Source organism: Micromonospora maritima (genome assembly GCF_902825405.1).
Classification (GTDB): domain Bacteria; phylum Actinomycetota; class Actinomycetes; order Mycobacteriales; family Micromonosporaceae; genus Micromonospora; species Micromonospora maritima.
This window is the reverse complement of record NZ_CADEAU010000043.1, coordinates 1-20678: the sequence shown is the minus strand read 5'-3', so window position 1 is coordinate 20678 and position 20678 is coordinate 1. Positions and strand designations below refer to the sequence as shown.

At 73.7% G+C, this 20678-nt stretch carries 20 protein-coding genes; 5 read left to right on the top strand and 15 right to left on the bottom strand.

The window, feature by feature from the left end; all coding sequences use genetic code 11:
• The 3 genes from HUW36_RS07465 to HUW36_RS07455 all read right to left on the bottom strand — a co-directional run.
• A partial coding sequence (locus HUW36_RS07465) for a PucR family transcriptional regulator ligand-binding domain-containing protein (RefSeq protein ID WP_484502581.1) occupies positions 1-1227 on the bottom strand: 1227 nt, incomplete at its 3' end.
• An 84-nt stretch (positions 1228-1311) separates the two neighbouring features.
• Complete coding sequence (argG, locus tag HUW36_RS07460) at positions 1312-2763, bottom strand: argininosuccinate synthase (protein WP_174527443.1); 1452 nt, start codon at positions 2761-2763, stop codon at positions 1312-1314.
• A gap of 44 nt (positions 2764-2807) precedes the next feature.
• The gene (locus tag HUW36_RS07455; protein WP_425487222.1) at positions 2808-3707 is read right to left on the bottom strand and encodes a TrmH family RNA methyltransferase; all 900 of its coding nucleotides are present in this window, start codon (positions 3705-3707) and stop codon (positions 2808-2810) included.
• Between the two features lie 19 nt (positions 3708-3726).
• Between HUW36_RS07455 and HUW36_RS07450 the strand changes: the two genes are divergently transcribed.
• On the top strand, positions 3727-5565 hold the full coding sequence (locus tag HUW36_RS07450) for a thiamine pyrophosphate-requiring protein (RefSeq protein WP_174527441.1): 1839 nt from the start codon (positions 3727-3729) through the stop codon (positions 5563-5565).
• A gap of 3 nt (positions 5566-5568) precedes the next feature.
• On the opposite strand, the gene HUW36_RS07445 is transcribed toward HUW36_RS07450, so the two are convergent.
• Positions 5569-6129: a dihydrofolate reductase family protein gene (locus HUW36_RS07445; protein ID WP_174527446.1), complete on the bottom strand. Its 561-nt coding sequence runs from the start codon at positions 6127-6129 to the stop codon at positions 5569-5571.
• A gap of 120 nt (positions 6130-6249) precedes the next feature.
• Between HUW36_RS07445 and HUW36_RS07440 the strand changes: the two genes are divergently transcribed.
• Positions 6250-6840, top strand: a complete 591-nt coding sequence (locus HUW36_RS07440; protein WP_174527440.1) for a dTMP kinase — start codon at positions 6250-6252, stop codon at positions 6838-6840.
• A 49-nt stretch (positions 6841-6889) separates the two neighbouring features.
• On the opposite strand, the gene HUW36_RS07435 is transcribed toward HUW36_RS07440, so the two are convergent.
• The 4 genes from HUW36_RS07435 to HUW36_RS07420 form a co-directional block, all read right to left on the bottom strand.
• Positions 6890-9088 (bottom strand): transglycosylase domain-containing protein, encoded by a 2199-nt coding sequence (locus HUW36_RS07435; protein WP_174527439.1) that lies wholly within the window; start codon positions 9086-9088, stop codon positions 6890-6892.
• Positions 9089-9191: 103 nt separating this feature from the next.
• The gene (locus HUW36_RS07430; RefSeq protein WP_091573481.1) at positions 9192-9995 is read right to left on the bottom strand and encodes a hypothetical protein; all 804 of its coding nucleotides are present in this window, start codon (positions 9993-9995) and stop codon (positions 9192-9194) included.
• A gap of 130 nt (positions 9996-10125) precedes the next feature.
• Positions 10126-11232 (bottom strand): SPFH domain-containing protein, encoded by a 1107-nt coding sequence (locus HUW36_RS07425; protein WP_174527438.1) that lies wholly within the window; start codon positions 11230-11232, stop codon positions 10126-10128.
• A 5-nt stretch (positions 11233-11237) separates the two neighbouring features.
• Positions 11238-11711, bottom strand: a complete 474-nt coding sequence (locus HUW36_RS07420) for an NfeD family protein (protein WP_174527437.1) — start codon at positions 11709-11711, stop codon at positions 11238-11240.
• A gap of 88 nt (positions 11712-11799) precedes the next feature.
• On the opposite strand from HUW36_RS07420, the gene HUW36_RS07415 reads away from it, so the two are divergent.
• Complete coding sequence (locus HUW36_RS07415) at positions 11800-13101, top strand: serine hydrolase domain-containing protein (protein ID WP_174527445.1); 1302 nt, start codon at positions 11800-11802, stop codon at positions 13099-13101.
• Between the two features lie 413 nt (positions 13102-13514).
• On the opposite strand, the gene HUW36_RS07410 is transcribed toward HUW36_RS07415, so the two are convergent.
• Positions 13515-14324, bottom strand: coding sequence for a DUF3097 domain-containing protein (locus HUW36_RS07410; RefSeq protein ID WP_174527436.1), 810 nt, complete (start codon positions 14322-14324; stop codon positions 13515-13517).
• 161 nt (positions 14325-14485) lie between these two features.
• On the opposite strand from HUW36_RS07410, the gene HUW36_RS07405 reads away from it, so the two are divergent.
• On the top strand, positions 14486-15280 hold the full coding sequence (locus HUW36_RS07405) for a hypothetical protein (protein ID WP_174527435.1): 795 nt from the start codon (positions 14486-14488) through the stop codon (positions 15278-15280).
• 10 nt (positions 15281-15290) lie between these two features.
• Here the strand turns inward: HUW36_RS07405 and HUW36_RS07400 are convergent, their stop codons facing one another.
• The 4 genes from HUW36_RS07400 to fabG all read right to left on the bottom strand — a co-directional run bounded on the left by HUW36_RS07400 (position 15291) and on the right by fabG (position 18768).
• Positions 15291-16157: an HAD-IIA family hydrolase gene (locus tag HUW36_RS07400; RefSeq protein ID WP_425487221.1), complete on the bottom strand. Its 867-nt coding sequence runs from the start codon at positions 16155-16157 to the stop codon at positions 15291-15293.
• Positions 16106-17137 (bottom strand): ferrochelatase, encoded by a 1032-nt coding sequence (locus tag HUW36_RS07395; protein WP_174527433.1) that lies wholly within the window; start codon positions 17135-17137, stop codon positions 16106-16108. The genes HUW36_RS07400 and HUW36_RS07395 overlap by 52 nt, the downstream gene beginning before the upstream one ends.
• 134 nt (positions 17138-17271) lie before the next feature.
• Entirely contained in the window at positions 17272-18039 is a 768-nt protein-coding gene (gene fabI, locus HUW36_RS07390) for an enoyl-ACP reductase FabI (RefSeq protein WP_174527432.1), read from the bottom strand.
• Positions 18040-18063: 24 nt separating this feature from the next.
• Entirely contained in the window at positions 18064-18768 is a 705-nt protein-coding gene (gene fabG, locus HUW36_RS07385) for a 3-oxoacyl-ACP reductase FabG (RefSeq protein WP_174527431.1), read from the bottom strand.
• 409 nt (positions 18769-19177) lie between these two features.
• Between fabG and HUW36_RS07380 the strand changes: the two genes are divergently transcribed.
• Positions 19178-19330, top strand: coding sequence for a hypothetical protein (locus HUW36_RS07380; RefSeq protein WP_174527430.1), 153 nt, complete (start codon positions 19178-19180; stop codon positions 19328-19330).
• A gap of 22 nt (positions 19331-19352) precedes the next feature.
• On the opposite strand, the gene HUW36_RS07375 is transcribed toward HUW36_RS07380, so the two are convergent.
• Together HUW36_RS07375 and HUW36_RS07370 are read right to left on the bottom strand one after the other, a co-directional pair.
• A complete protein-coding gene (locus HUW36_RS07375; protein ID WP_091573473.1) occupies positions 19353-20303 on the bottom strand; it encodes a VWA domain-containing protein in 951 nt (316 codons plus the stop codon).
• A partial coding sequence (locus HUW36_RS07370) for a DUF58 domain-containing protein (RefSeq protein ID WP_484502580.1) occupies positions 20300-20678 on the bottom strand: 379 nt, incomplete at its 5' end. The genes HUW36_RS07375 and HUW36_RS07370, both read right to left, overlap by 4 nt.

Genomic DNA, 20678 nt, shown 5'->3' with positions numbered 1-20678 from the left:
TACCCGGCGCAACGCCGCGGCGAACGCGGCGAGTGCCCTCTCCTCGTCGGCCGGGTCGGGCAACGCCAGCAGCGCCCCCACCGCGTGGTCGTCGACGGCGCTGGTCAGCGCCGTGAGCCGGGCCTCCCGCAGGGCCTGGCCGACCGCCTCGGCCAGGTCGCGCAACCGCGCCGGCCCGGCCTCGGGGCCGAGGGACTCCGGCTCCCGGCGCGACCCCGGACGGGCCGCGCCGGACTCGTCGTCGGTGAGGTCGCCGACCGGGTCGTCGGCGCGGTGCCGGACCACCACGCCGACCAGGTGCCGCCGGTCCAGGGTGACGCCGAGCGCCTTGGCGCGCAGGGCCACCTCGTCCACCGGGCGGGAGTGGTCGATCAGCGCGGTCAGCAGCGTGCGGTGGATCTGCCGTTCCAGCCCTTCGGCGTCGCGCCTGATCAGCCGGCCCAGGGCCAGCGTGGAGGCGGCCCGCTCGATCAGGATGGTGAGCCGGGTGGGCGGGGTCGCCTCGGCCGCCGGCCAGCGCAGCAGCAGCCGCCCCCAGTCCTGACCGCGTGCGCCGACGGTGGTGACCAGCCATCCGCTGTCCGGGTCGTACGCGGTCCGCCCGGCCGGGCGGATCTGCCGGGAGTGCTGCTCCCAACCGTCCAGCAGCAGCTCCGCGCTCTCCCCCGCCGGGTCGTACGCGAGCACCTGCCGGGACAGGTTCTCCAGCACGACCGGGCAGCCGGACAGCTCGGCGGCCTGGCGGAGCACCTCGGTCGGTTCGGCGCCCTCCACGGACAGTTCGGTGAACCGCTGGTGGATCTCCTCGGTGGCACGCAGCTCGGTGAGCTGGGCGTCCACGATCAGCGCGTGCACCGCCTCGGTGATCCGCACGAACGGGGTGGCCCGACGCAGCTCCACCAGGGGCAGTCCGCGCCGTTCGGCGGCGGCGGCCATCACCCGCGGCACCCCGCTGACGTAGCGGCGGCCCAACTCGACGACCAGACCGGAGACCCCCACGTCGGCCAGGTCACCGATGAACGCGCGCAGCCCGGCGTCGTCGGCGGGCAACCCGATGCCCGTGGTGAGCACCAGTTCCCCGCCGCCGAGCAGGGTGGCGATGTCCGGCACCTCGGCCACGTGCACCCACCGCACCGGGCGGTCCAGGCCGGTGTCCCCGGCGACCAGCCGGGGCGCGCCGTGGCGCACCGGCACCAGGGCGAGCACCTCACGCACGGTAGGGAACACGGGCGACACGCTACCCTGCGTCACCGCCGCTGCCGAAGGCCCGCCCGGGGGAGCCGGGCCGCCTCTCGACGCACCGCGCCTCGTTCAGTCGACGCCGAACTCCATCGCGGCGCGGTCGAGCGCCGCGTCCTCGGCGGAGGGGACGCCCCGGGAGGCGATGGCCTCCGCCCCGCCCTCGGGCATCGCGCCGATCAGGCCGGTCGAGGCGGCCTGGGCGGCGCCGACCATCCGCTGCGGGGCCGCGCCGCCGACCATGCCGAGGGAGGCGTACTGCTCCAGCTTCGCGCGCGAGTCGGCGATGTCCAGGTTGCGCATGGTGAGCTGACCGATCCGGTCCGCCGGCCCGAAGGCCGAGTCCTCGGTGCGTTCCATGGACAGCTTGTCCGGGTGGTAGCTGAACGCCGGGCCGGTGGTGTCCAGGATCGAGTAGTCCTCGCCCCGGCGCAGCCGCAGCGTCACCTCGCCGGTGACCGCCGTGCCGACCCAGCGCTGCAACGACTCGCGCAGCATCAGCGCCTGCGGGTCCAACCAGCGTCCCTCGTACATCAGCCGGCCGAGGCGACGGCCCTCGGTGTGGTAGTTGGCCAGCGTGTCCTCGTTGTGGATGGCGTTGACCAGCCGCTCGTACGCGGCGTGCAGCAGCGCCATGCCGGGGGCCTCGTAGATGCCCCGGCTCTTGGCCTCGATGATCCGGTTCTCGATCTGGTCGGACATGCCGAGGCCGTGCCGGCCGCCGATGGCGTTGGCCTCCAGCACCAGGTCGACCGCGCTGCCGAACTCCTTGCCGTTGATGGTCACCGGGCGACCCTGGTCGAAGCCGATCGTGACGTCCTCGGTGGGGATCTCGACGGACGGGTCCCAGAACCGGACGCCCATGATCGGGCTGACCGTCTCGATGCCGGTGTCGAGGTGTTCGAGCGTCTTCGCCTCGTGGGTGGCGCCCCAGATGTTGGCGTCGGTGGAGTAGGCCTTCTCGGTGCTGTCCCGGTAGGGCAGGTCGTGGGCGAGCAGCCACTCGGACATCTCCGTGCGCCCGCCCAGCTCGGTGACGAAGTCGGTGTCCAGCCACGGCTTGTAGATGCGCAGCTGCGGGTTGGCCAGCAGGCCGTAGCGGTAGAACCGCTCGATGTCGTTGCCCTTGAAGGTGGAGCCGTCGCCCCAGATCTGGACGTCGTCGGAGATCATCGCCCGTACCAGCAGGGTGCCGGTCACGGCCCGGCCCAGCGGGGTGGTGTTGAAGTAGGCCCGCCCGCCCGAGCGGATGTGGAAGGCGCCGCAGGTCAGCGCCGCGAGTCCCTCCTCGACCAGGGCGGCACGACAGTCGACCAGCCGGGCGACCTCGGCGCCGTAGCTGAGCGCGCGGCCGGGCACCGAGGCGATGTCGGGCTCGTCGTACTGGCCGATGTCGGCGGTGTAGGCGCAGGGCACGGCACCCTTGTCGCGCATCCACGCGACCGCGACGGAGGTGTCGAGGCCGCCGGAGAAGGCGATGCCGACGCGTTCACCGATGGGCAGGGAGGTGAGAACCTTGGACACAGGAAAGATTATGCGTCAAGGCGCATGGTCATGCAAGCCGATCGTCAGAGCGGGTCGTCGCGGCCCAACTCCCAGAACGCCACCGCCGCCGCGGCGGCCACGTTCAACGAGTCCACCCCGCGCCGCATCGGCAGCACCACCCGGACGTCGCTTGCCGACTGCGCCGCCTCGGTCAGGCCCGGCCCCTCGGCCCCGAGCAGCAACGCGGCCCGCTCCCGCTGGGCCGGGGTCAGCCGCTGGATCGGCACCGCGTCCGGCGCCGGCGTCATGGCGAGCACCGTGAAGCCCGCCGCCCGCACCTGGTCCAGGCCGGCCGGCCAGCGCTCCAGCTTCGCGTACGGCACCGCGAACACCTCGCCCATGCTCACCCGTACGCTGCGCCGGTAGAGCGGGTCGGCGCAGGTCGGCGACAGCAGCACCGCGTCGACGCCGAGCGCGGCCGCCCCCCGGAAGATCGCACCGAGGTTGGTGTGGTTGTTGACGTCCTCCAGCACCACCACCCGCCGGGCGGCGGCCAGCACCTCCTCGACCGAGGGCAGCGGCCGGCGGTGGAACGAGGCCAGCACGCCCCGGTGCACGTGGAAGCCGGTGGCCCGCTGGAGCACGTCCGGCGTCGCCGCGTACACGGGCGCGTCCCCGGTGTCCAGGTCGGCGAGCTGGTCCACCCGTTTCGCGTCGACCAGGTACGACCGGGCCGGGTAGCCGGCCCGCAGCGCCCGCCGCAGCACCAGCTCGCCCTCGGCGATGAACAACCCGTGCGGGGGCTCCCAGCGGGTCCGCAGCTCCACGTCGGTCAGCGCGCGGTAGTCGGCGATCCGGTCGTCGTCGGGGTCGGTGATCTCGTGGACGGGCACCCGACGATTCTGCCCCGGCCCGCCCGGCCGCCCCGGCGCGGGCCGGTTTCCCCCGTGCGAGGCGGGGAAGGGAGCCGGAAAGGCGGACAGCGACGAAGGGACCACCACGATGGGCGCGGACCACACCGGGGACGGCCGACTGCCCCGCGACGCCACGGTCGCCGACTACCTGGTGGCCCGCCTCGCCGAGTGGGGCGTGCACCGCTACTACGGCTACCCGGGCGACGGGATCAACGGAATGACCTCGGCCCTGCAACGCGCCGCGGACCACGCCCGGTTCATCCAGGTCCGGCACGAGGAGACCGCCGGCTTCGCGGCCGGCGCGCACGTCAAGTACGGCGGCGGCCCGCTCGGCTGCGTGGTGGTGACCAGCGGCCCGGGCGCGATCCACGCGCTCAACGGCCTCTACGACGCCAAGCTCGACCACCAGCCGGTGGTGGCGCTGCTCGGACACACCGCGCTGCCCGCCGAGGGCGGCGGCTACTACCAGGAGGTGGACCTGCTCGCGCTCTACAAGGACGTGGCGTCGGCGTTCCTGGCCCAGCTCGACGACCCGTCCCAGGCCCGGCATCTGGTGGACCGTGCCTGCCGGACGGCGCTGGCCCGGCGTACCGTGACCGCCCTGGTCCTCCCCTCCGACGTGCAGGACCTGCCGGCGGTGCCGGAGCCGCCGCACACGCACGGCTACTACCACACCAGCGCCGTGCCGAGCAGCCCGCCGACCGTGCCGCCGGTGGACGACGTACGCCGGGCGGCCGAGGTGCTGCGCGGCGGCGAGCGGGTGGCGATGCTTGTCGGCCAGGGCGCGCTCGGCGCCGAGGACGAGGTACGCCGGACCGCCGACCGGCTCGGCGCCGCAGTGGCCACCGCGCTGCTCGGCTTCACCGCCGTCGACCACCGGCAGCCCTGGGTCACCGGGGCCATCGGCCTGCTCGGCACCCGCCCGAGCTGGCAGCTCATGCAGGAGTGCGACAGGCTGCTGATCGTGGGCAGCCAGATGCCCTACTCGGAGTTCTATCCGCCGCAGGGGCAGGCCCGGGCGGTCCAGATCGACCGGGACGGCAGCCGGATGGGGCTGCGCTACCCCACCGAGGTCAACCTGACCGGCGACGCCGGCGCGACGCTGCGCGCGCTGCTGGACGAGCTGGGCCCGGGCCCGGCGCCGACCGCCTGGCGCGCCACCATCGCCGACGCCACCGGCAAGTGGCGGGCGGCGCAGCGGGAGCTGGCCGAGCAGTCGGCCGAACCGCTCAACCCGCAGCTGCTGTTCGCCACGCTCGACGACGCGCTGCCCGACGACGCCATGCTCGCCGTCGACTGCGGGACCGCCACCGCCTGGTACGCCCGGCACCTGCGGGTCCGTCCGGGCATGCTGGCCAGCCTCTCCGGCACGCTGCTGTCGATGGGCGGCGGCATGCCGTACGCGCTGGCGGCCAAGTTCGCCCACCCGGACCGCCCGGTGATCGCGCTGGTCGGCGACGGGGCGATGCAGATGAACGGCGTCAACGAGCTGATCACGGTGGCGAAGTACTGGCGGGAGTGGGCCGACCCCCGGTTCGTGGTGCTGGTGCTCAACAACCGGGACCTGGCGTTCGTCAGTTGGGAGCAGCGGTCGAGCGAGGGCACCCCGATGTTCCCCGACAGCCAGGACCTGCCGGACGTGGCGTACCACAGGTGGGCCGAGGTGCTCGGGCTCGGCGGCGAGCTGGTCGACTCCCCGGACCGGGTGCCCGACCTGTGGCAGCGGGTGCTGCGCGCCGACCGGCCGACCGTGATCAACGCGGTGGTCGACCCGGCGGAACTGATGCTGCCGCCGCACTTCACCGCCGAGCAGGCCCGCAAGACGGCCGCCGCGGTGCTGCGCGGGGACAGCGACCGGGCCGGCATCCTGCGCCGCGGCGTGCCCGCCGCCCTCGCCACCTACCGGCCCCGCCGCCGCGGCCGCTGACCGTCACGCCCGCGTGTAGCGCAGCAGCACCGACCGGCCGTCGAAACCGCGCGTGCCGGCCAGCCGCAGGTCCTGCCGGACCAGGTCCGGGAGCACCTGCCGTCCGCCGCCGAGCAGCACCGGGTGCACCACCACCTGGAACTCGTCGACCAGCCCGAGCGCGGCCAGCGCGGTCGCCGCGCCGGTGCCGCCGGTGAGCAGCAGGTCCCCGTCGAGCTGGTCGCGCACCTCGGCCACCTCCGCGGCCAGGTCGCCGCCGCCGATCACCCGGGCACCGTGGTCGGCCTCGGCGAGCGTGCGGGAGACGACCACCTTCGGGGTACGCCGCCAGATCGGCGCGAACGCCAGGTCGTGCGGGTGGTCGGACATCGACTCGACGCGGGGCCAGTAGAAGGACATCATCTCCCACACCCGCCGCCCGTAGACGAAGGCGCCGGCCCGCTCGGACAGCTCCTGGGAGTACGCGGACAGCTCCTCCCCCATCTCCGGCCAGTCGAACTCGCCGTTCGGCCCCTCGATGAAGCCGTCGACCGACTGGTGCACCCAGTAGATGACCTTGCCCATGGTGTGTTCCTCCGCGTACCGGTACGCCCCGACGGGCGCGCTCACCGGTGGGTCGGAGCCGCCGCGACGGATCCGACACCCCGGCGCGGATTTCTTCCGGAACGACTAGCCTCCGGGTGCGTGACAGGCCCCGTGATGATCGCGCTGGTCGGTGTCGACGGCTCCGGCAAGACGACCCAGGCGAAGGCGCTCGTCGCGCGGCTGCGCGGGCGGGGCGTGCCGGCGCGGTACTTCGAGAACGCCGGCGGTCGGCCGCTGTGGAACCGGCTGGCGCGGGCGCTCGGCCGCAAGGACGGCGTGGCGCTGTTCGGCCGGACCGCCTATCCGGCGCTGGAGGCGACCGTGCGCGCGCTGGCCATGGTCCGGACCGTGGCGGTGGCCCGCCTGACCGGACGCGTGGCGGTGCTGGACCGGTGGACCTGGTGCCAGGACGTGATCATGACGGCCCGGGGCGACCGGGGGCGGCGGGCGGTGTGGGCCGCGTACGCGGTCCTCCCCCGCCCGACCGTGGTGTGCTTCCTGGCCACCGCGCCGGAGGTGGCCCAGCGCCGGGTGACCGCCCGGGGCATCGACACCGAGGAGCTGGCGCACCTGCGGGCGTTGGACGCCGCCTACCGGGCGCTGCCCGACTTCGACACGTTCGTGGTGCTCGACGGAGACCGCTCGCCCGACGAGGTGGCCGCCGCCCTGGACGCGGCGGTGCGGTGTTGAGCGGGGCCCCGCCTACACCGGAGGCGTCAACAGGGGCCCCGCCTTGCGCCTAGCCGCGGCCCTGGAGCCAGCGGAGCAGGTCCGAGGGGAGGTTCCGGTTCTCGTCGCGCGGCGTGGGCCGCTGGGGTTCCTCGCGCGGCTGCGGGCGCTGCGGGTCGCCGGCCAGCTCCCGGCTGGGCGCGGTGAAGTCGCGCACCGGCTTGCCGGCGACGGCCGCCTTGATGGTCCGGGCCACCGCGTCGATCACCTTCGCCTGCACGGCGGAGCCGACCAGGTCGGTGGAGTCGTCCGGGTTGGCCGCGATGCCCGCGACGGCGACCTGCGGGGTGAACCCGACGAACGTCTCGGTGGCGTTCCGCTCCGAGCTGCCCGTCTTGCCGGCCACCGGACGGTCCACGATCCGGTCCACACCGGTGGCGGTGCCGCCGTTGCACTGCCCGTACGCCGACTGCTGGCCCACCGGGCAGCGGGCCGCGTCGGTGGCGGCCCGGGCCACGTCGGGCTCCAGCACCTTCTTGCAGTTCGGCTGCCCCACGTCGACCTTCCCGCCGTCCGGGGCGGTCACCGAGACCACCGGCAGCGGAGAGCAGTACGTGCCCTCGGCGGCCACCGTCGCGTACGCGTTGGCCAGGTCCAGCGGGGTGGTGGCGGCCACGCCGAGCGTGAACGCGCCCCAGTCGGCGGCGTCGTCACGCGCGAACGCGGCGTCGGAGTCGGCCCGGAAGGTGATGCCGAGACGCTGCGCCATCTCCACCACCTTGTCCTCACCGACCTGCTCGGCCAGCCAGACGAAGTACGTGTTGACGGAGCGGCCGAAGCCGTCCCACATCATCCGGTAGCCGTCCATCCACTCCGGGTTGGCGTTGGCCGGGCACCACCTGCCGTCGCAGTTGCCCTCGTCGTCGGAGGCGTACCGGGTGGGCAGCTTGCTCGGGGCGTCGAAGCCGGTGGCCAGCGGCTTGCCGGCCTCCAGCGCGGCCAGCATGGTGAACAGCTTGAACGTCGAGCCGGCCTGGTAGCCGTCGACGCTGGCACCGCCGGAGATCAGCGGGTTGACCGTGTTCGGGTGGTTGGCCTGCCCGCCCGGGTTGTCGGCCAGGCTGTAGTGCCGGTTGACCGCCATCGCGAGCACCCGGCCGGTGCCCGGCTCGACCGCCGCGATCGGCAGCGCGCGCTTGTCGTCGTACCCGTAGACCTTGGTGGCCTGCTGCTGCGCGGTCTGCTGGACCTTCGGGTCGAGCGTGGTGGTCACCCGGTAGCCGCCGCGCCGCAGCGCCTGCTCCCGCTCCTCCGGGGTGTTGCCGAACGCCGGCTGGGTGAGCCACCACTGGCGCAGGTAGTCGCAGAAGAAGCCCCAGCCGTCGCGGCCCTGGGCGGTCGCGGTGCACCCGTTGGGCTGGGCGGTCGGGCGCAGCGTGAGCGGCTCGGCCTTGGCCGCCGCCGCCTGCTGCGCGGTGATCGCGCCGGTCTCGGCCATCGAGTCCAGCACGTACGCCCGCCGGGCCGTCGCCTGGTCCTTGTCGCCGTCGATCGGGCTGTACGCGTCCGGCGACTGGACCAGGCCGGCCAGCAGCGCCGCCTCACCCAGGGTCAGGTCGGCCGGGGCCTTGCCGAAGTAGCGCTGGGCGGCGGCGGCCACCCCGTAGGCGCCGGAGCCGAAGTAGGCGATGTTCAGGTAGCGGTTGAGGATCTCGTCCTTGGACAGCGACTGCTCCAGCGCGTTCGCGTACCGGATCTCCTGGAGCTTGCGCCCGACGGTCTGCTCGGTGGCGGCCTGCCGCTCCTCGGCGGTGCGGGTCGGGTCGGTCTTGAGCACGTTGCGCACGTACTGCATGGTCAGCGTGGAGCCGCCCTGCTCGGTGCCGCCGCCGGAGACGTTCGCCACCAGCGCGCGGGCGATGCCGCGCAGGTCCGCGCCGCCGTGGGAGTAGAACCGCCGGTCCTCGGCCGCGATGATCGCCTGCCGCATCACCGGGGCGATCTCGGCCAGTGGCACGTCGGTGCGGTTCACGTCGTAGAACGTGGTGATCAGGGTCTTGCCGTCGTTGGCGTAGAGGTAGGAGCGCTGCGGCTGGACGGGGGTGCGCAGCGCGTCGGGCAGCTCCTCGTACGCCCCGAGGCTCGCCTTGGCGACGAGCCCGCCGAGCAGGCCGGTGGGAAGCGCGGCCAGCGCGAGGACGAGCCCGGCGAGGACGCCGGCGAGCAGCACGGTGAAGAGCCGCGACAGCGGCGCCCGGGGAGACGGCATGGACTCCAGGATTGCCGCGAAAGCCACCTACCGGCCACTTCGCCAGGCAACTGTCAGTTACCTCACGGCGACCGTTCAGCTTCCGCCGGATCCCGGGAAACGGTCATCCGGCGGCAAGTGGGCCGTCCGGTGACGAGGGCGCGGCCGGGGCGGCGGCGACGCTTGCCGTGGCCGCGTCCCGGGCGATGGTCTCCGGGACGAGCCGGCCCGAGCGGTAGCCGATGCCGATGCCGGCGACCAGCACGAAGATCGCCCCGAACGTCTGGAGCGAGCCGATCAGCGCCCCGCCCAGGCCGAGCAACGGCGCGGCGATCATCAGCATGGTGCCGTCGCCGTAGGAGAACATCCCGGAGCGGGCCACCGACCAACCGGTGAGGAACCACCCCACGCTGTAGCAGGTCGCCCCGAACAGCACGATGCCGCGCGCGGTCAGCCCGAACACCGGCGTCTGCTCGGCCAGCCCGGCGAACGGCAGCATCAGCACCATCCCGCCGATGCTGGCCAGCAACCCGGCCAGCGCGATCCGGCGGCAGCGGGTGGCGGCGAGCAGGCCGGTGAGCGCGAGCAGCGCGAGCAGCCCCAGCCAGACCGACGCCACCCAGCCCACCAGGTAGAGCGGCTGCCCGTCGGCCGGGTACGGGTCGTTGCCCACCCCGCCGTCGCTGGCCATCGCCACCACGCCGTAGAGGACCGCGTACGCGGGCAGCAGCCAGACCGCGGCGCGGGCGAACCGGCGTACCGACCAGGCCCAGCTCGCGTCCGTGGCCGGCGCGCCCCGCCCCGGCTCGGAGACGAACGGCAGGACCCCGAACCCACCCCCGGTACGCCGGGAGCCGAGCGGTCCGCCGGGGTCGTGCGCGCCGGGGACCGGGGTCCGGGAGAAGAGCCGGTTCGCCGGTTCCTTCATGCGTCACCTCGCTCGCGACACGGGCCGCCCGGGACACGCAAACGGCGCTCCGGGCCTGGTCACCATCCGTCCTCTGCACCGATGGTGGCAGGCGCCGGAGCGCCGTATGAGTGATTCTCGGATTTGCCGGTCAGCCCCGCTCGCGCTGGTCCGACGGGTCGTTGAGCAGGCTGGCCGGGGAGACCGGCTCCGGGGCCGGCAGGCCCTGGGGGGCGTTGCCGCCGGTGGCCTGCGCCTCCGCGACGCGTACCTCGTCGTGGATCTCCTGGGCCGCGACGGCCGCGGCCTGGGCGGCCTCGGCGGCCTCCCGCTCGACCTCGCCGGCGCTCTGGCTGGCGCCCGGCGCCGGCGCGTCGCCGACCATGTTGGCCAGACCGCCCAGCGCGCCGCCCATGCCCTCCAGGGCCTTGGTCAGCTCGGTCGGGACGATCCAGACCTTGTTGGCGGTGCCGTTGGCGATCTGCGGCAGCGCCTGGAGGTACTGGTAGGCCAGCACCTTCTGGCTCGGGTTGGCGGTGTGGATCGCGTCGAAGACGGTACGGATGGCCTTGGCCTGACCCTCGGCCTGGAGGATCCGGGCCTGCCGGTCGCCGTCGGCGCGCAGCACCGCGGCCTGCTTCTCACCCTCGGCGGTGAGGATCTGCGACTGCTTGTGCCCCTCGGCGTTGAGGATCGCGGCGCGGCGGTCCCGCTCGGCGCGCATCTGCTTCTCCATCGAGTCGCGGATGCTCGGCGGCGGCTCGATCGCCTTGATCTCGACCCGGGTCACCTTGATGCCCCAGCGGCCGGTGGTCTCGTCCAGCACGCCGGACAGGTGCCGGTTGATCTCCTCCCGGCTGGTCAGCGCGCGCTCCAGGTCCAGCGAGCCGATCACGTTCCGCAGCGTGGTGACGGTGAGCTGCTCGATCGCCTGGAGGAAGTTGGAGATCTCGTAGGTGGCCCGGACCGAGTCGACCACCTTGAAGTAGAGGACGGTGTCGATAGAGACGACCAGGTTGTCCGAGGTGATCACCGGCTGGGGCGGGAAGCTGACCACCTGCTCGCGCAGGTCGACCTTGGTGCGCACCGCGTCCACGAACGGCACCAGCAGGTTGAGGCCCGGGTTCAGCGTGCGCTTGTACTTGCCGAGCCGCTCCACCACGTCCTGACGCTGCTGCGGCACGATCCGCACCGCCTTGGCCAGCGTCACCACCACGATCAACGCCACGGCGATCAACAGGATCGCTGCAAACTCCATCTGGTTCACCCTCTCGCGTCGGGCAGCTCGCCCGGGGCGGAAATGTCGTCCTGCCAGACCAGGGCGGTCGCACCCCGGACCTTTATCACCTGCACCCGCTCACCCGGCGCGTAGCGTCGCGTCGCGTCGTACGACCGGGCCGTCCACAGCTCACCGTCGATCTTGACCATTCCGTGGTCGGCGTCCACCGGCTCCAGGACCACCGCGCTCGACCCCTCGATCGCCTCGACGCCGAACGGCTGCTCGCCGGTCTCCAGCGCCGACCGGGCGTTACGCCGGATCACCGGCCGCACCAGCGCCAGCGACAGCGCCGAGACCACGGCGAAGACCACCGCCTGGAACGCCACCGGGGCACCCAGCGCCGCCGCGCCGGCGGCGGCGAACGCCCCGACCCCGAACATGATCAGGAACAGCGTCGTCGTGAAGATCTCGGCGACCGCCAGCACCACACCCAGCACGATCCAGAACACGGCGTCCACGAGACCAATCGTGACACGTCGACGCACGTGTCATCGAACTGTCATGATCGCTAGGCTCGGCGCAGTGCCCGCCGACGAGGAGGACGAGATGGCCCTGCTGCCCGAGACCGCACGCCGGGTGGACCTGCTGGTCGCCCGGGCCCAGGCGGAGGGACACACCCCGTCGCTCGCCCTCGGCGTGGTCCGCGACGGCGCGCTGGCGCACGTGGCGGTCGCCGGCGAGCAGCCCCACCCCGACGGCGACATGCAGTACCGGATCGGCTCGATCACCAAGACCATGACCGCGGTGCTGGTGATGCAGCAGCGCGACGCCGGACGACTGGCGCTGGACGACCCGATCGAGGAGCACCTGCCCGGCACCCCGGTCGGCACGCTCACCGTGCGCCAACTGCTCGGGCACGCCAGCGGCCTGCAACGCGAGCCGGACGGCCACTGGTGGGAACGTACCGAGGGCACCGACCTGGACACCCTGCTCGCCGGGCTGACGCCGGCGAAGATCGCCCACCCGCCGCACCACGTCTACCACTACTCGAACCTGGCGTACGGGCTGCTCGGCGGCGCGCTGGAGCGGATCACCGGCACGCCGTGGGCCGACCTGGTGCGGGAGCGCCTGCTGGAGCCGCTCGGCATGCGCCGCACCACCTACCACCCGACCGAGCCCTACGCCCCGGGCTACGTCGTGCACCCCTGGCACGACACGCTGCGGGAGGAGCCACGCACCGACACCGGGGCGATGGCGCCGGCCGGGCAGCTCTGGTCCACCGTCGCGGACCTGGCTCGCTGGGCGACGTTCCTGGCCGACCCGGACCCGGCGCTGATCGACCCCGCCACCCTGACCGAGATGTGCGCGCCGGTGGCCATCAGCGACCTGGACTCCTGGACCGGCGGACACGGCCTCGGCGTGGAGCTCTACCGGGTCGGCGACCGGGTGTACGTGGGCCACGGCGGCTCCATGCCCGGCTACGTCGCCGGCCTGACCGTGCACCGGCCCACCGGCAGCGCCGTGGTCGACTTCGCCAACTCGTACGGACTGCGCGGCGGGCACCACGTCTCCGGGCTCGGCCGCGACGTGCTCACCCACGTGCTCGACGCCGAGCCGCCGCTGCCCGCACCCTGGCGCCCGGCCGCCCCACCCGCCGCCGAGGCGGCCGAGCTGGCCGGTCACTGGTGGTGGATGGGCCTGGCGCACGAGTTCCACGTCGACGCCGCCGGCGACCTGGTGGGCGGCCCGGCGGGACGGGCACCGCTGCGCTTCACCCGGGAGGGCCCGGACCGCTGGCGCGGCCACGCCGGCTCCCAGCACGGCGAGATCCTCACCGTCGTCCGCGACGAGGCCGGCACACCCGTCGCCCTCGACATCGCCACCTTCATCCTGACCCGCACCCCCTGACCCACCGACCGTCCCCGCGCCGGCGCCGCCCCTGCTTCCCACGTCGCCCCGATACGGCCGATCTGTCAACGACCACAACTCCAAGATCGGCGAACGTCCCCTCCCGAGGGCGGTGATCAAGGGGTTTGCGTCGGGCGGCGGCTCCAGCCTCCCGGAGCTGGGCCACGCCCGACACGGGCGCACGGCAGAACGACGGCATGGCACACGGCACACGGCACACGGGCCAGGGACCTGACGACGTGGACGACTCGATCACGATCCGTCGACGTCATCGACTTCCTGGCGGCCCGGAGACGGCCTACCGGTCCACCGGGAAGCCGAGACGCGGAGCGGCCCACGACCGACCCGGCGCGGCCGTGCCCGGCGCAGGGATCAGGCCGGACGCGGTCGCCCCCGGGTCCCGAGAGCGACCACTACGGCGAGGTGACGAAGTCGATCAACCGTTCCATGGCGTTGATGAGCGGCGTCTCCACGTCGGCGAAACTGTCCACCCGGGACAGGATGTGCCGCCACATGTCCGCCGGCTCGGCCACCCCGAGCGCGGCGCAGACGCCCTCCTTCCAGGGCCGGCCGGGCGGCACCACCGGCCAGGCCGCGATGCCCAGCGCCGCCGGCCGCACCGCCTGCCACACGTCGACGTAGGGGTGCCCGGTCACCAGCACGTGCGGCGAGTCCACCCGCGCCACGATCCGGCTCTCCTTCGAGCCGGGCACCAGGTGGTCGACCAGCACGCCGAGCCGGCGCCCCGGGCCGGGCGCGAACGCGCGCACCTCGGCGGGCAGCTCGTCGATGCCGTCGAGCGGTTCCACCACCACGCCCTCGATCCGCAGGTCGTCGCCCCAGATCCGCTCCACCAGCGCGGCGTCGTGCACACCCTCGACCCAGATCCGGCTGGCCTTGGCGACCTGGGCCCGTACGCCGTCGAGCGCGATCGAGCCGGAGGCGGTACGCCGCCGGGCGGCCGGCACCGGGGCGCGGGCCGGCCGGCGCAGGGTGACCGGGCGGCCGTCGAGCAGGAACGCGGCGGGCAGCAGCGGGAAGTTGCGCCGCCGCCCGTGCCGGTCCTCCAGCACCACGGCGCCGGACTCGAAGCCGACCACCGCGCCGCAGAACCCGGAGTCGGCGTCCTCGACCACGAGGTCGGGTTCGGCGTCGACCTCCGGGATCGCCCTCCGCCGCCGCCAGTCGCCCGCCAGCACGTCCCCGTCGTATCGCCCCGCCATGACGATCACGCTAACCACCGGCCCGGCGTGTCGCCCGCCGACGCGCCGGCCGCGACGCCACCGGGCGACACGAAACGGTGCGAAGGGGGTAGTTGGGGGCAGGTCACGCCGCCGGAGCGGCAGCCGAGACAGCGGCGGCGGGGAGCACGTACCCTTTCGGCATGTCCTCCCCCGCAACGGGCGCGGCCACGCTGGCTCCGCGCCGGTCGAGCCGGTTCGTCGCCTGGGTACGTGCCTGGCGCGCCGGCCTGGTGCCCTTCGACGAGGTCGCCGACGCCATCGCCGGCGACGAGGAGCATCTGGTCGCGGACGCGCCCGGCACCTGGACCGACGTGTCCCTGCGGGAGGCGCTGCCCAGCCTGGCCCGGCACTCCCCGGACGAGATCCGCCTGGTGCTGCCCGCGCCCGGCGACCCGCGCGGGCTGCCCGGCCCCGGTGACTTCACCGGCGCGGCGCTGCTCGCCGGCGAGGCCGTGGTGGCCAGCGGGCTCGGGCTGGTGCCGGAGGTCCGCACCCACACCTCCGGCTCGGGCATGACCTGGGAGACGGTGCTCTGGCGGGTGCACCCGCTGCCGGCCGACGCGCCGAAGGCGTCCCTCGCCTCGCCCGGGGCGGCCGAGGCGGAGGCCGAGCTGGCTGCCGCGCTGGCCGAGACGACCGCGGCGCTGACCCGGCTGGACGTCGCCCAGTGGCGCCCGGAGCTGGCCGGCGCGCTCGCCGCGCTGCGCCGTCCCGACGGCACCACCGACCTTCCCCCGGGCTTCGACCCGCGGGCGCGCCGGCTGTTCGCCCGCGCCGCCGTGTTGGACCGGGTGCTCGCCCTGGCCGGGGAGAGCGCGCCCGGCGGCGCGGTGAACACGTTCGAGGCCCAGCAGCGGGACGCGGCGCTACGGCCGCTGACCACCGCCTGCCGGCAGGCGCTGGTGGCCGCCTGCAACGCCCCGCTGCGTCTCTAGGGCGCGGGCCTCACACCTCGTCGATCAGGTCGGCCACCGAGTCGACGATCCGGGACGGCCGGTACGGGTAACGCTCGGCCTCGGTCCGGGTGCTGATCCCGGTGAGCACGAGGATCGTCTCCAGCCCGGCCTCCAGCCCGCAGAGGATGTCGGTGTCCATCCGGTCGCCGATCATCGCGGTGGACTCCGAGTGCGCGTCGATAGTGTTCAACGCCGACCGCATCATCATCGGGTTGGGCTTGCCGACGAAGTAGGGGTCCACCCCGGTCGCCTTGGAGATCATCGCGGCCACCGAGCCGGCCGCCGGCAGCGCGCCCTCGACCGACGGGCCGGTGGCATCCGGATTCGTGCAGATGAACCGGGCGCCGTCGTTGATCAGCCGGATCGCCTTGGTTATCGCCTCGAAGCTGTAGGTGCGGGTCTCCCCCAGCACCACGTAGTCCGGGGCGAAGTCGCTGAGCACGTATCCCACGGCGTGCAGCGCCGTGGTCAGGCCGGCCTCACCGATCACGTACGCGGTGCCACCCGGCCGCTGGTCGGCCAGGAACTGCGCGGTGGCCAGCGCGGACGACCAGATCGCCTCCTCCGGCACGTCCAGCCCCATCCGGGCCAGCCGGGCCTGCAGGTCCCGCGGGGTGTAGATGGAGTTGTTCGTCAGCACCAGGAACGGCTTTCCCGACGCGCGCAGCTTCTGGACGAACTCCGGGGCGCCGGGCACCGGCTGGCCCTCGTGCACCAGCACGCCGTCCATGTCGGTGAGCCAGCTCTGCACCGGCTTGCGGTCATGCATCGTGTCGTCCCCAGGGGTGTCGGTGGTGGTCGGGCTCAGGGCCGGCGCGCCGCGGGCACGCAGCACAGCGCCGGGCAGCTGTCCCAGGCCGGCAGCTCGCCGAGCCGCCGGCGCAGCCGCTCCCCGTCCGGCGCGGTGCGTTCCGCGACCAGCTCGCGGACCATGGTCACGAAGCGTGGGTCGGTGCCCGGGGTGCCGGCGCGGACGAAGTCCAGGCCGAGCTGCTTGGCCGTCTCCAGCGCCTCGGTGTCCAGGTCCCAGACCACCTCCAGGTGGTCGGAGACGAAGCCGATCGGGCTCACCACCACGCTCGTCACGCCCTGCTCGGCCAGGCTGGTCAGGTGGTCGTTGATGTCCGGCTCCAGCCACGGCACCTGCGGCGGGCCGGACCGGCTCTGCCAGACCAGGTCGTACTGCAGGTCCGGGGCCGCGGCGGCGTGCACGAGCCGGGCGGTCTCCTCCATCTGGGCGGTGTACCGGCCGCCGTAAGGGCCGGCGGTGGCGGCCGCCGAGGCCGGGATCGAGTGCGCGGTGAACACCAGCCGGGTGCTGCCCCGCTTCGCCGGGTCGAGCTGGGCCAGTGCGGCGCGGACCGCGTCGGCGTGCGGCTCGACGAAGCCCGGGTGGTCCCAGAACTGGCGCAGCTTCTCGATCAGCGGGGCGTCCGGGCCGACCGCGGCCCGCGCCGAGGCGATGTCCTCCTGGTACTGCCGGCAGGACGAGTAGCCGCCGTAGGCGCTGGTGACGAACGCCAGCGCCCGGGTGACGCCGTCGTCGCGCATCTGCGCCACCGTGTCGGCGAGCATCGGGTCCCAGTTGCGGTTGCCCCAGTAGACCGGCAGGTCGACGCCGTTGGCGGCGAAGTCCTCCCGGATCGCCGCGAGCAGGTCGCGGCACTGCTGGTTGATCGGGGACACCCCACCGAAGTGCAGGTAGTGCTCGGCCACCTCGGCCAGCCGCTCCGGCGGCACACCCCGACCCCGGGTGACGTTCTGGAGGAAGGGGAGCACGTCCTCGGGCCGCTCGGGGCCACCGAAGGAGACCAGCACCAACGCGTCGTACGCCATGGCCCCTATTCTTCCCCGCCCGCCGTGACGCTCGTGCGACGCCCCCGGCTCATGGTGGTAACGCCCGAGCGGGCGATGTTAGGAGGGGCCCCTTGTTATGCAGAATGCGTTAACAAGGGGCCCCTCCTTACACCTCAGGCGCCGATGGCGTGGTAGCCGCCGTCGACGTGGACGATCTCGCCGGTGGTGGCCGGGAACCAGTCGGACAGCAGCGCCAGGCAGGCCCGGGCGGCCGGCTCCTGGTCGGTGAGGTTCCAGCCCAGCGGAGCCCGCTCGGTCCAGGCGTCCTCGAACTGGTCGAAGCCGGGGATGGACTTGGCCGCGATCGTCCGCAGCGGGCCGGCCGCGACCAGGTTGCTGCGGATGCCCTGCTTGCCCAGGTGCAGCGCCAGGTAGCGGGAGGCGGACTCCAGCCCGGCCTTGGCCACGCCCATCCAGTCGTAGACCGGCCAGGCCTTGGTGGCGTCGAACGTGAGGCCCACCACCGCGCCGCCGGAGGACATCAGCGGCAGGGCCGCCATGGCCAGCGACTTGTAGGAGAACGTGGAGACCTGCAACGCGGTCGCCACGTCCGCCCAGGGCGCGTCGAGGAAGCCGCCGCCGAGGCAGCTCTGCGGCGCGAAGCCGATCGAGTGCACCACCCCGTCCAGGCCGTCGACGTGCTCGCGTACCCGGTCGGCCAGGCCGGCGAGGTGCTCGTCGTTCGTGACGTCCACCTCGATCACCGGCGCCGGCTCGGGCAGCCGCCTGGCGATCCGCTCCACCAGGGAGAGCCGGCCGTAGCCGGTGAGCACGACCTGGGCACCGTTCTCCTGGGCGAGCTTCGCCACGGAGAAGGCGATCGAGGCGTCGGTGATGACGCCGGTGACCAGCAGCCGCTTACCGGCCAGGAGTCCGGACATTGCGCAGTTCCTCCGTGCTCTCTCTCAGTGACCCATGCCCAGGCCGCCGTCGACCGGGATGACGGCGCCGGAGATGTAGCCGGCCGCGTCCGAGGCCAGCCAGGTGACCACGGCGGCCACTTCCTCCGGCTCGGCGAACCGGCCGGCCGGGATGGCCTTGCGGTAACTGGTGCGGCGCTCCTCGGGCAGCGCCGCGGTCATGTCGGTGTTGATGAAGCCGGGCGCCACCACGTTCGCGGTGATGTTGCGGCCGCCCAGCTCGCGGGTGATCGAGCGGGCCACGCCCACCAGGCCGGCCTTGCTCGCGGCGTAGTTGACCTGCCCGGCGCCGCCGTAGAGGCCGACCACCGAGGAGATGAAGATCATCCGACCCCACTTGGCCCGGAGCATCTTGGTCGAGGCCCGCTTGGCGACCCGGAACGAGCCGGTCAGGTTGGTCTCCACCACCCGGGTGAACTGCTCGTCGGACATCCGCATGATCAGCGTGTCGTCGGTGATGCCGGCGTTGGCGACCAGCACCTCGACCGGCCCCAGCTCGGCCTCGACGGCGGCGAACGCGGCGTCGATCGAGTCGGCGTCGGTCACGTCGCAGCGCACCCCGAAGAGCCCCTCGGGAGCCTCGCCGCCGCGGTAGGTCACCGCCACCCGGTCGCCCTGCTTGGCGAAGGCCTGCGCGATGGCCAGGCCGATCCCCCGGTTTCCGCCGGTCACCAGCACGGTACGGGCCACGGGTCCCCCTCTGCTCCTGATCTCTCGGTCGGTCGGAGCCTAGGGGTTACCGACAGGTAAGCGCTAACCCGACCAGGTCAGCGACTCGCGCGGCCGGCGACCATCCACCGCTCGGCGGGGGCCGTCCGGGCCGGTCGGCCGAGCGCGCGGCCCGCCCGCCCCGGGTGTACGATGATCGCGTCTGCGGGCCGGTCTGCGCCCGCGTTCCGGGCCCCGCCGACCGCAGGAGGTGATCGCTGTGCGAGATAGCGATCCTCCCAGTCGTGGCCGGGCCCACCGTCAGCCCCGCTGAGCCACGGCTCGGTCGACGCGGCTGACCCGCTTCCCGCCCCCCGCACCGCACCCGCTCCCCGGCCCTCGCGCCGGGGGTGGCCCTGCCGCGCGGCGGAGCACCCGGTCACGACTTCGTGTGCGTCTTTCCTGGTCCACCTCGCGGCCCGCCGACCCGGGCCGACCGTCGCCACGGAGCACAACCATGAGCCGTTACGCCGCCCCGCTGGGCTTCACCCTCGCCGCCGTCTGGGTGGCCGTCCTGTTCGTGCTGGCCGGCGGCGGTCACTGACCGCCGCCGGGCCCGCTCCCGCTCAGATCAGGCGGGACGTCCAGAGCAGGCTCAGCCCGCCCGCGCAGAGCGCCAGCAGCAACGCGATCCCCGCGTACCACTGGGTGATCTCGCGGGGCTCGGTGCGGTAGCCGATCGAGCTGCCCATGTCCTGGTAGACCTGCTTCAGCTCGCTCACCGACGCGGCCTCGTAGAAGAAGCCCTGGGTGGTCTCGGCCAGTTGGGACAACGCGCTGCGGTCCACCGGCACCCGCTGGAGCTGGCCGCCGATGTCGACCTGGCCCGAGTCGGTGCCGAAGGCGATCGTCGAGACCGGCACGTTGGCCGCCTGCGCCGCCGCGGCCGCCTCCTCGACCGAGCGGCCCGACGTGCGGTAGCCGTCGGAGAGCAGCACGATCCGCGCCGGCGGGATGCCGGCGGCGCCGTCGGCCGGCACCGACCGGATCGCCTCCAGGCAGGTGAAGACGGCCTCGCCGGTGGCGGTCGCCTCGGCCAGCACCAGCCCGTCGATGGCGGTGGTCACCGCGCCCCGGTCCTTGGTCGGCGGCACCAGCACGTTCGCCGACTTGGCGAACGACACCAGCCCCAGGTTGTAGCTCTCCGGCAGCTCACCGACGAACTGCTTGGCCGCCTCCTGCGCGGCCTCCAGGCGGTTCGGCGCCACGTCGTCGGCCTGCATGGACAGCGACACGTCGATGGCGAGCATCACGGTGGCCCGTTCCAGCGGCTCCCGGGTGTCGATCGCCGGCCGGGCCAGCCCGGTGGCCAGCACCAGCAGGCAGAGCAGGAACGCGGTGGCCGCGGCGTGCCGCCGCCAGCCGAGCCCCTTGGGCGCCAGCGTGCGCAGCAGGTCCACGTTGGTGAAACGCAGCGCGTACTGCCGGCGGTGCAGCTGCCGCCAGACGTACGCGGCGGCGAGGGCGAGCACCGGCAGCACGGCCAGCAGCCACCACGGTTGCAGAAATCGGATCATCGGGTCGTCCCTCGGGTACGGGCGTGCCGCTGCGCGGCGACGAAACGCACCATGTCCAGCAGCCAGTCTCGGTCGGTACGCAGGCGCAGGTGGGCCGCGCCGGCGGCACGCAGCTCGGTGGCGATCGCCCCGCGCTGGGCGGCCGCGGCCTCGGCGTAGCGGCGGCGCAGCCCCGGGTCGGCGGTCTGCACCTCGTGCAGCTCCCCGCTCTCCGGGTCGACGACCGGCAGCACGCCCACGTCGGGCAGTTCCAGTTCCCGCGGATCGACGATCTCGCCGTCGACGACGTGCTCGGCCGGGTTCTCCCGGACGCTGCCGCGCAGCGTGATGCCGGCGGCGTCGGCCCACGGCCGCAACGCGTCGAGCGCCGCGCCG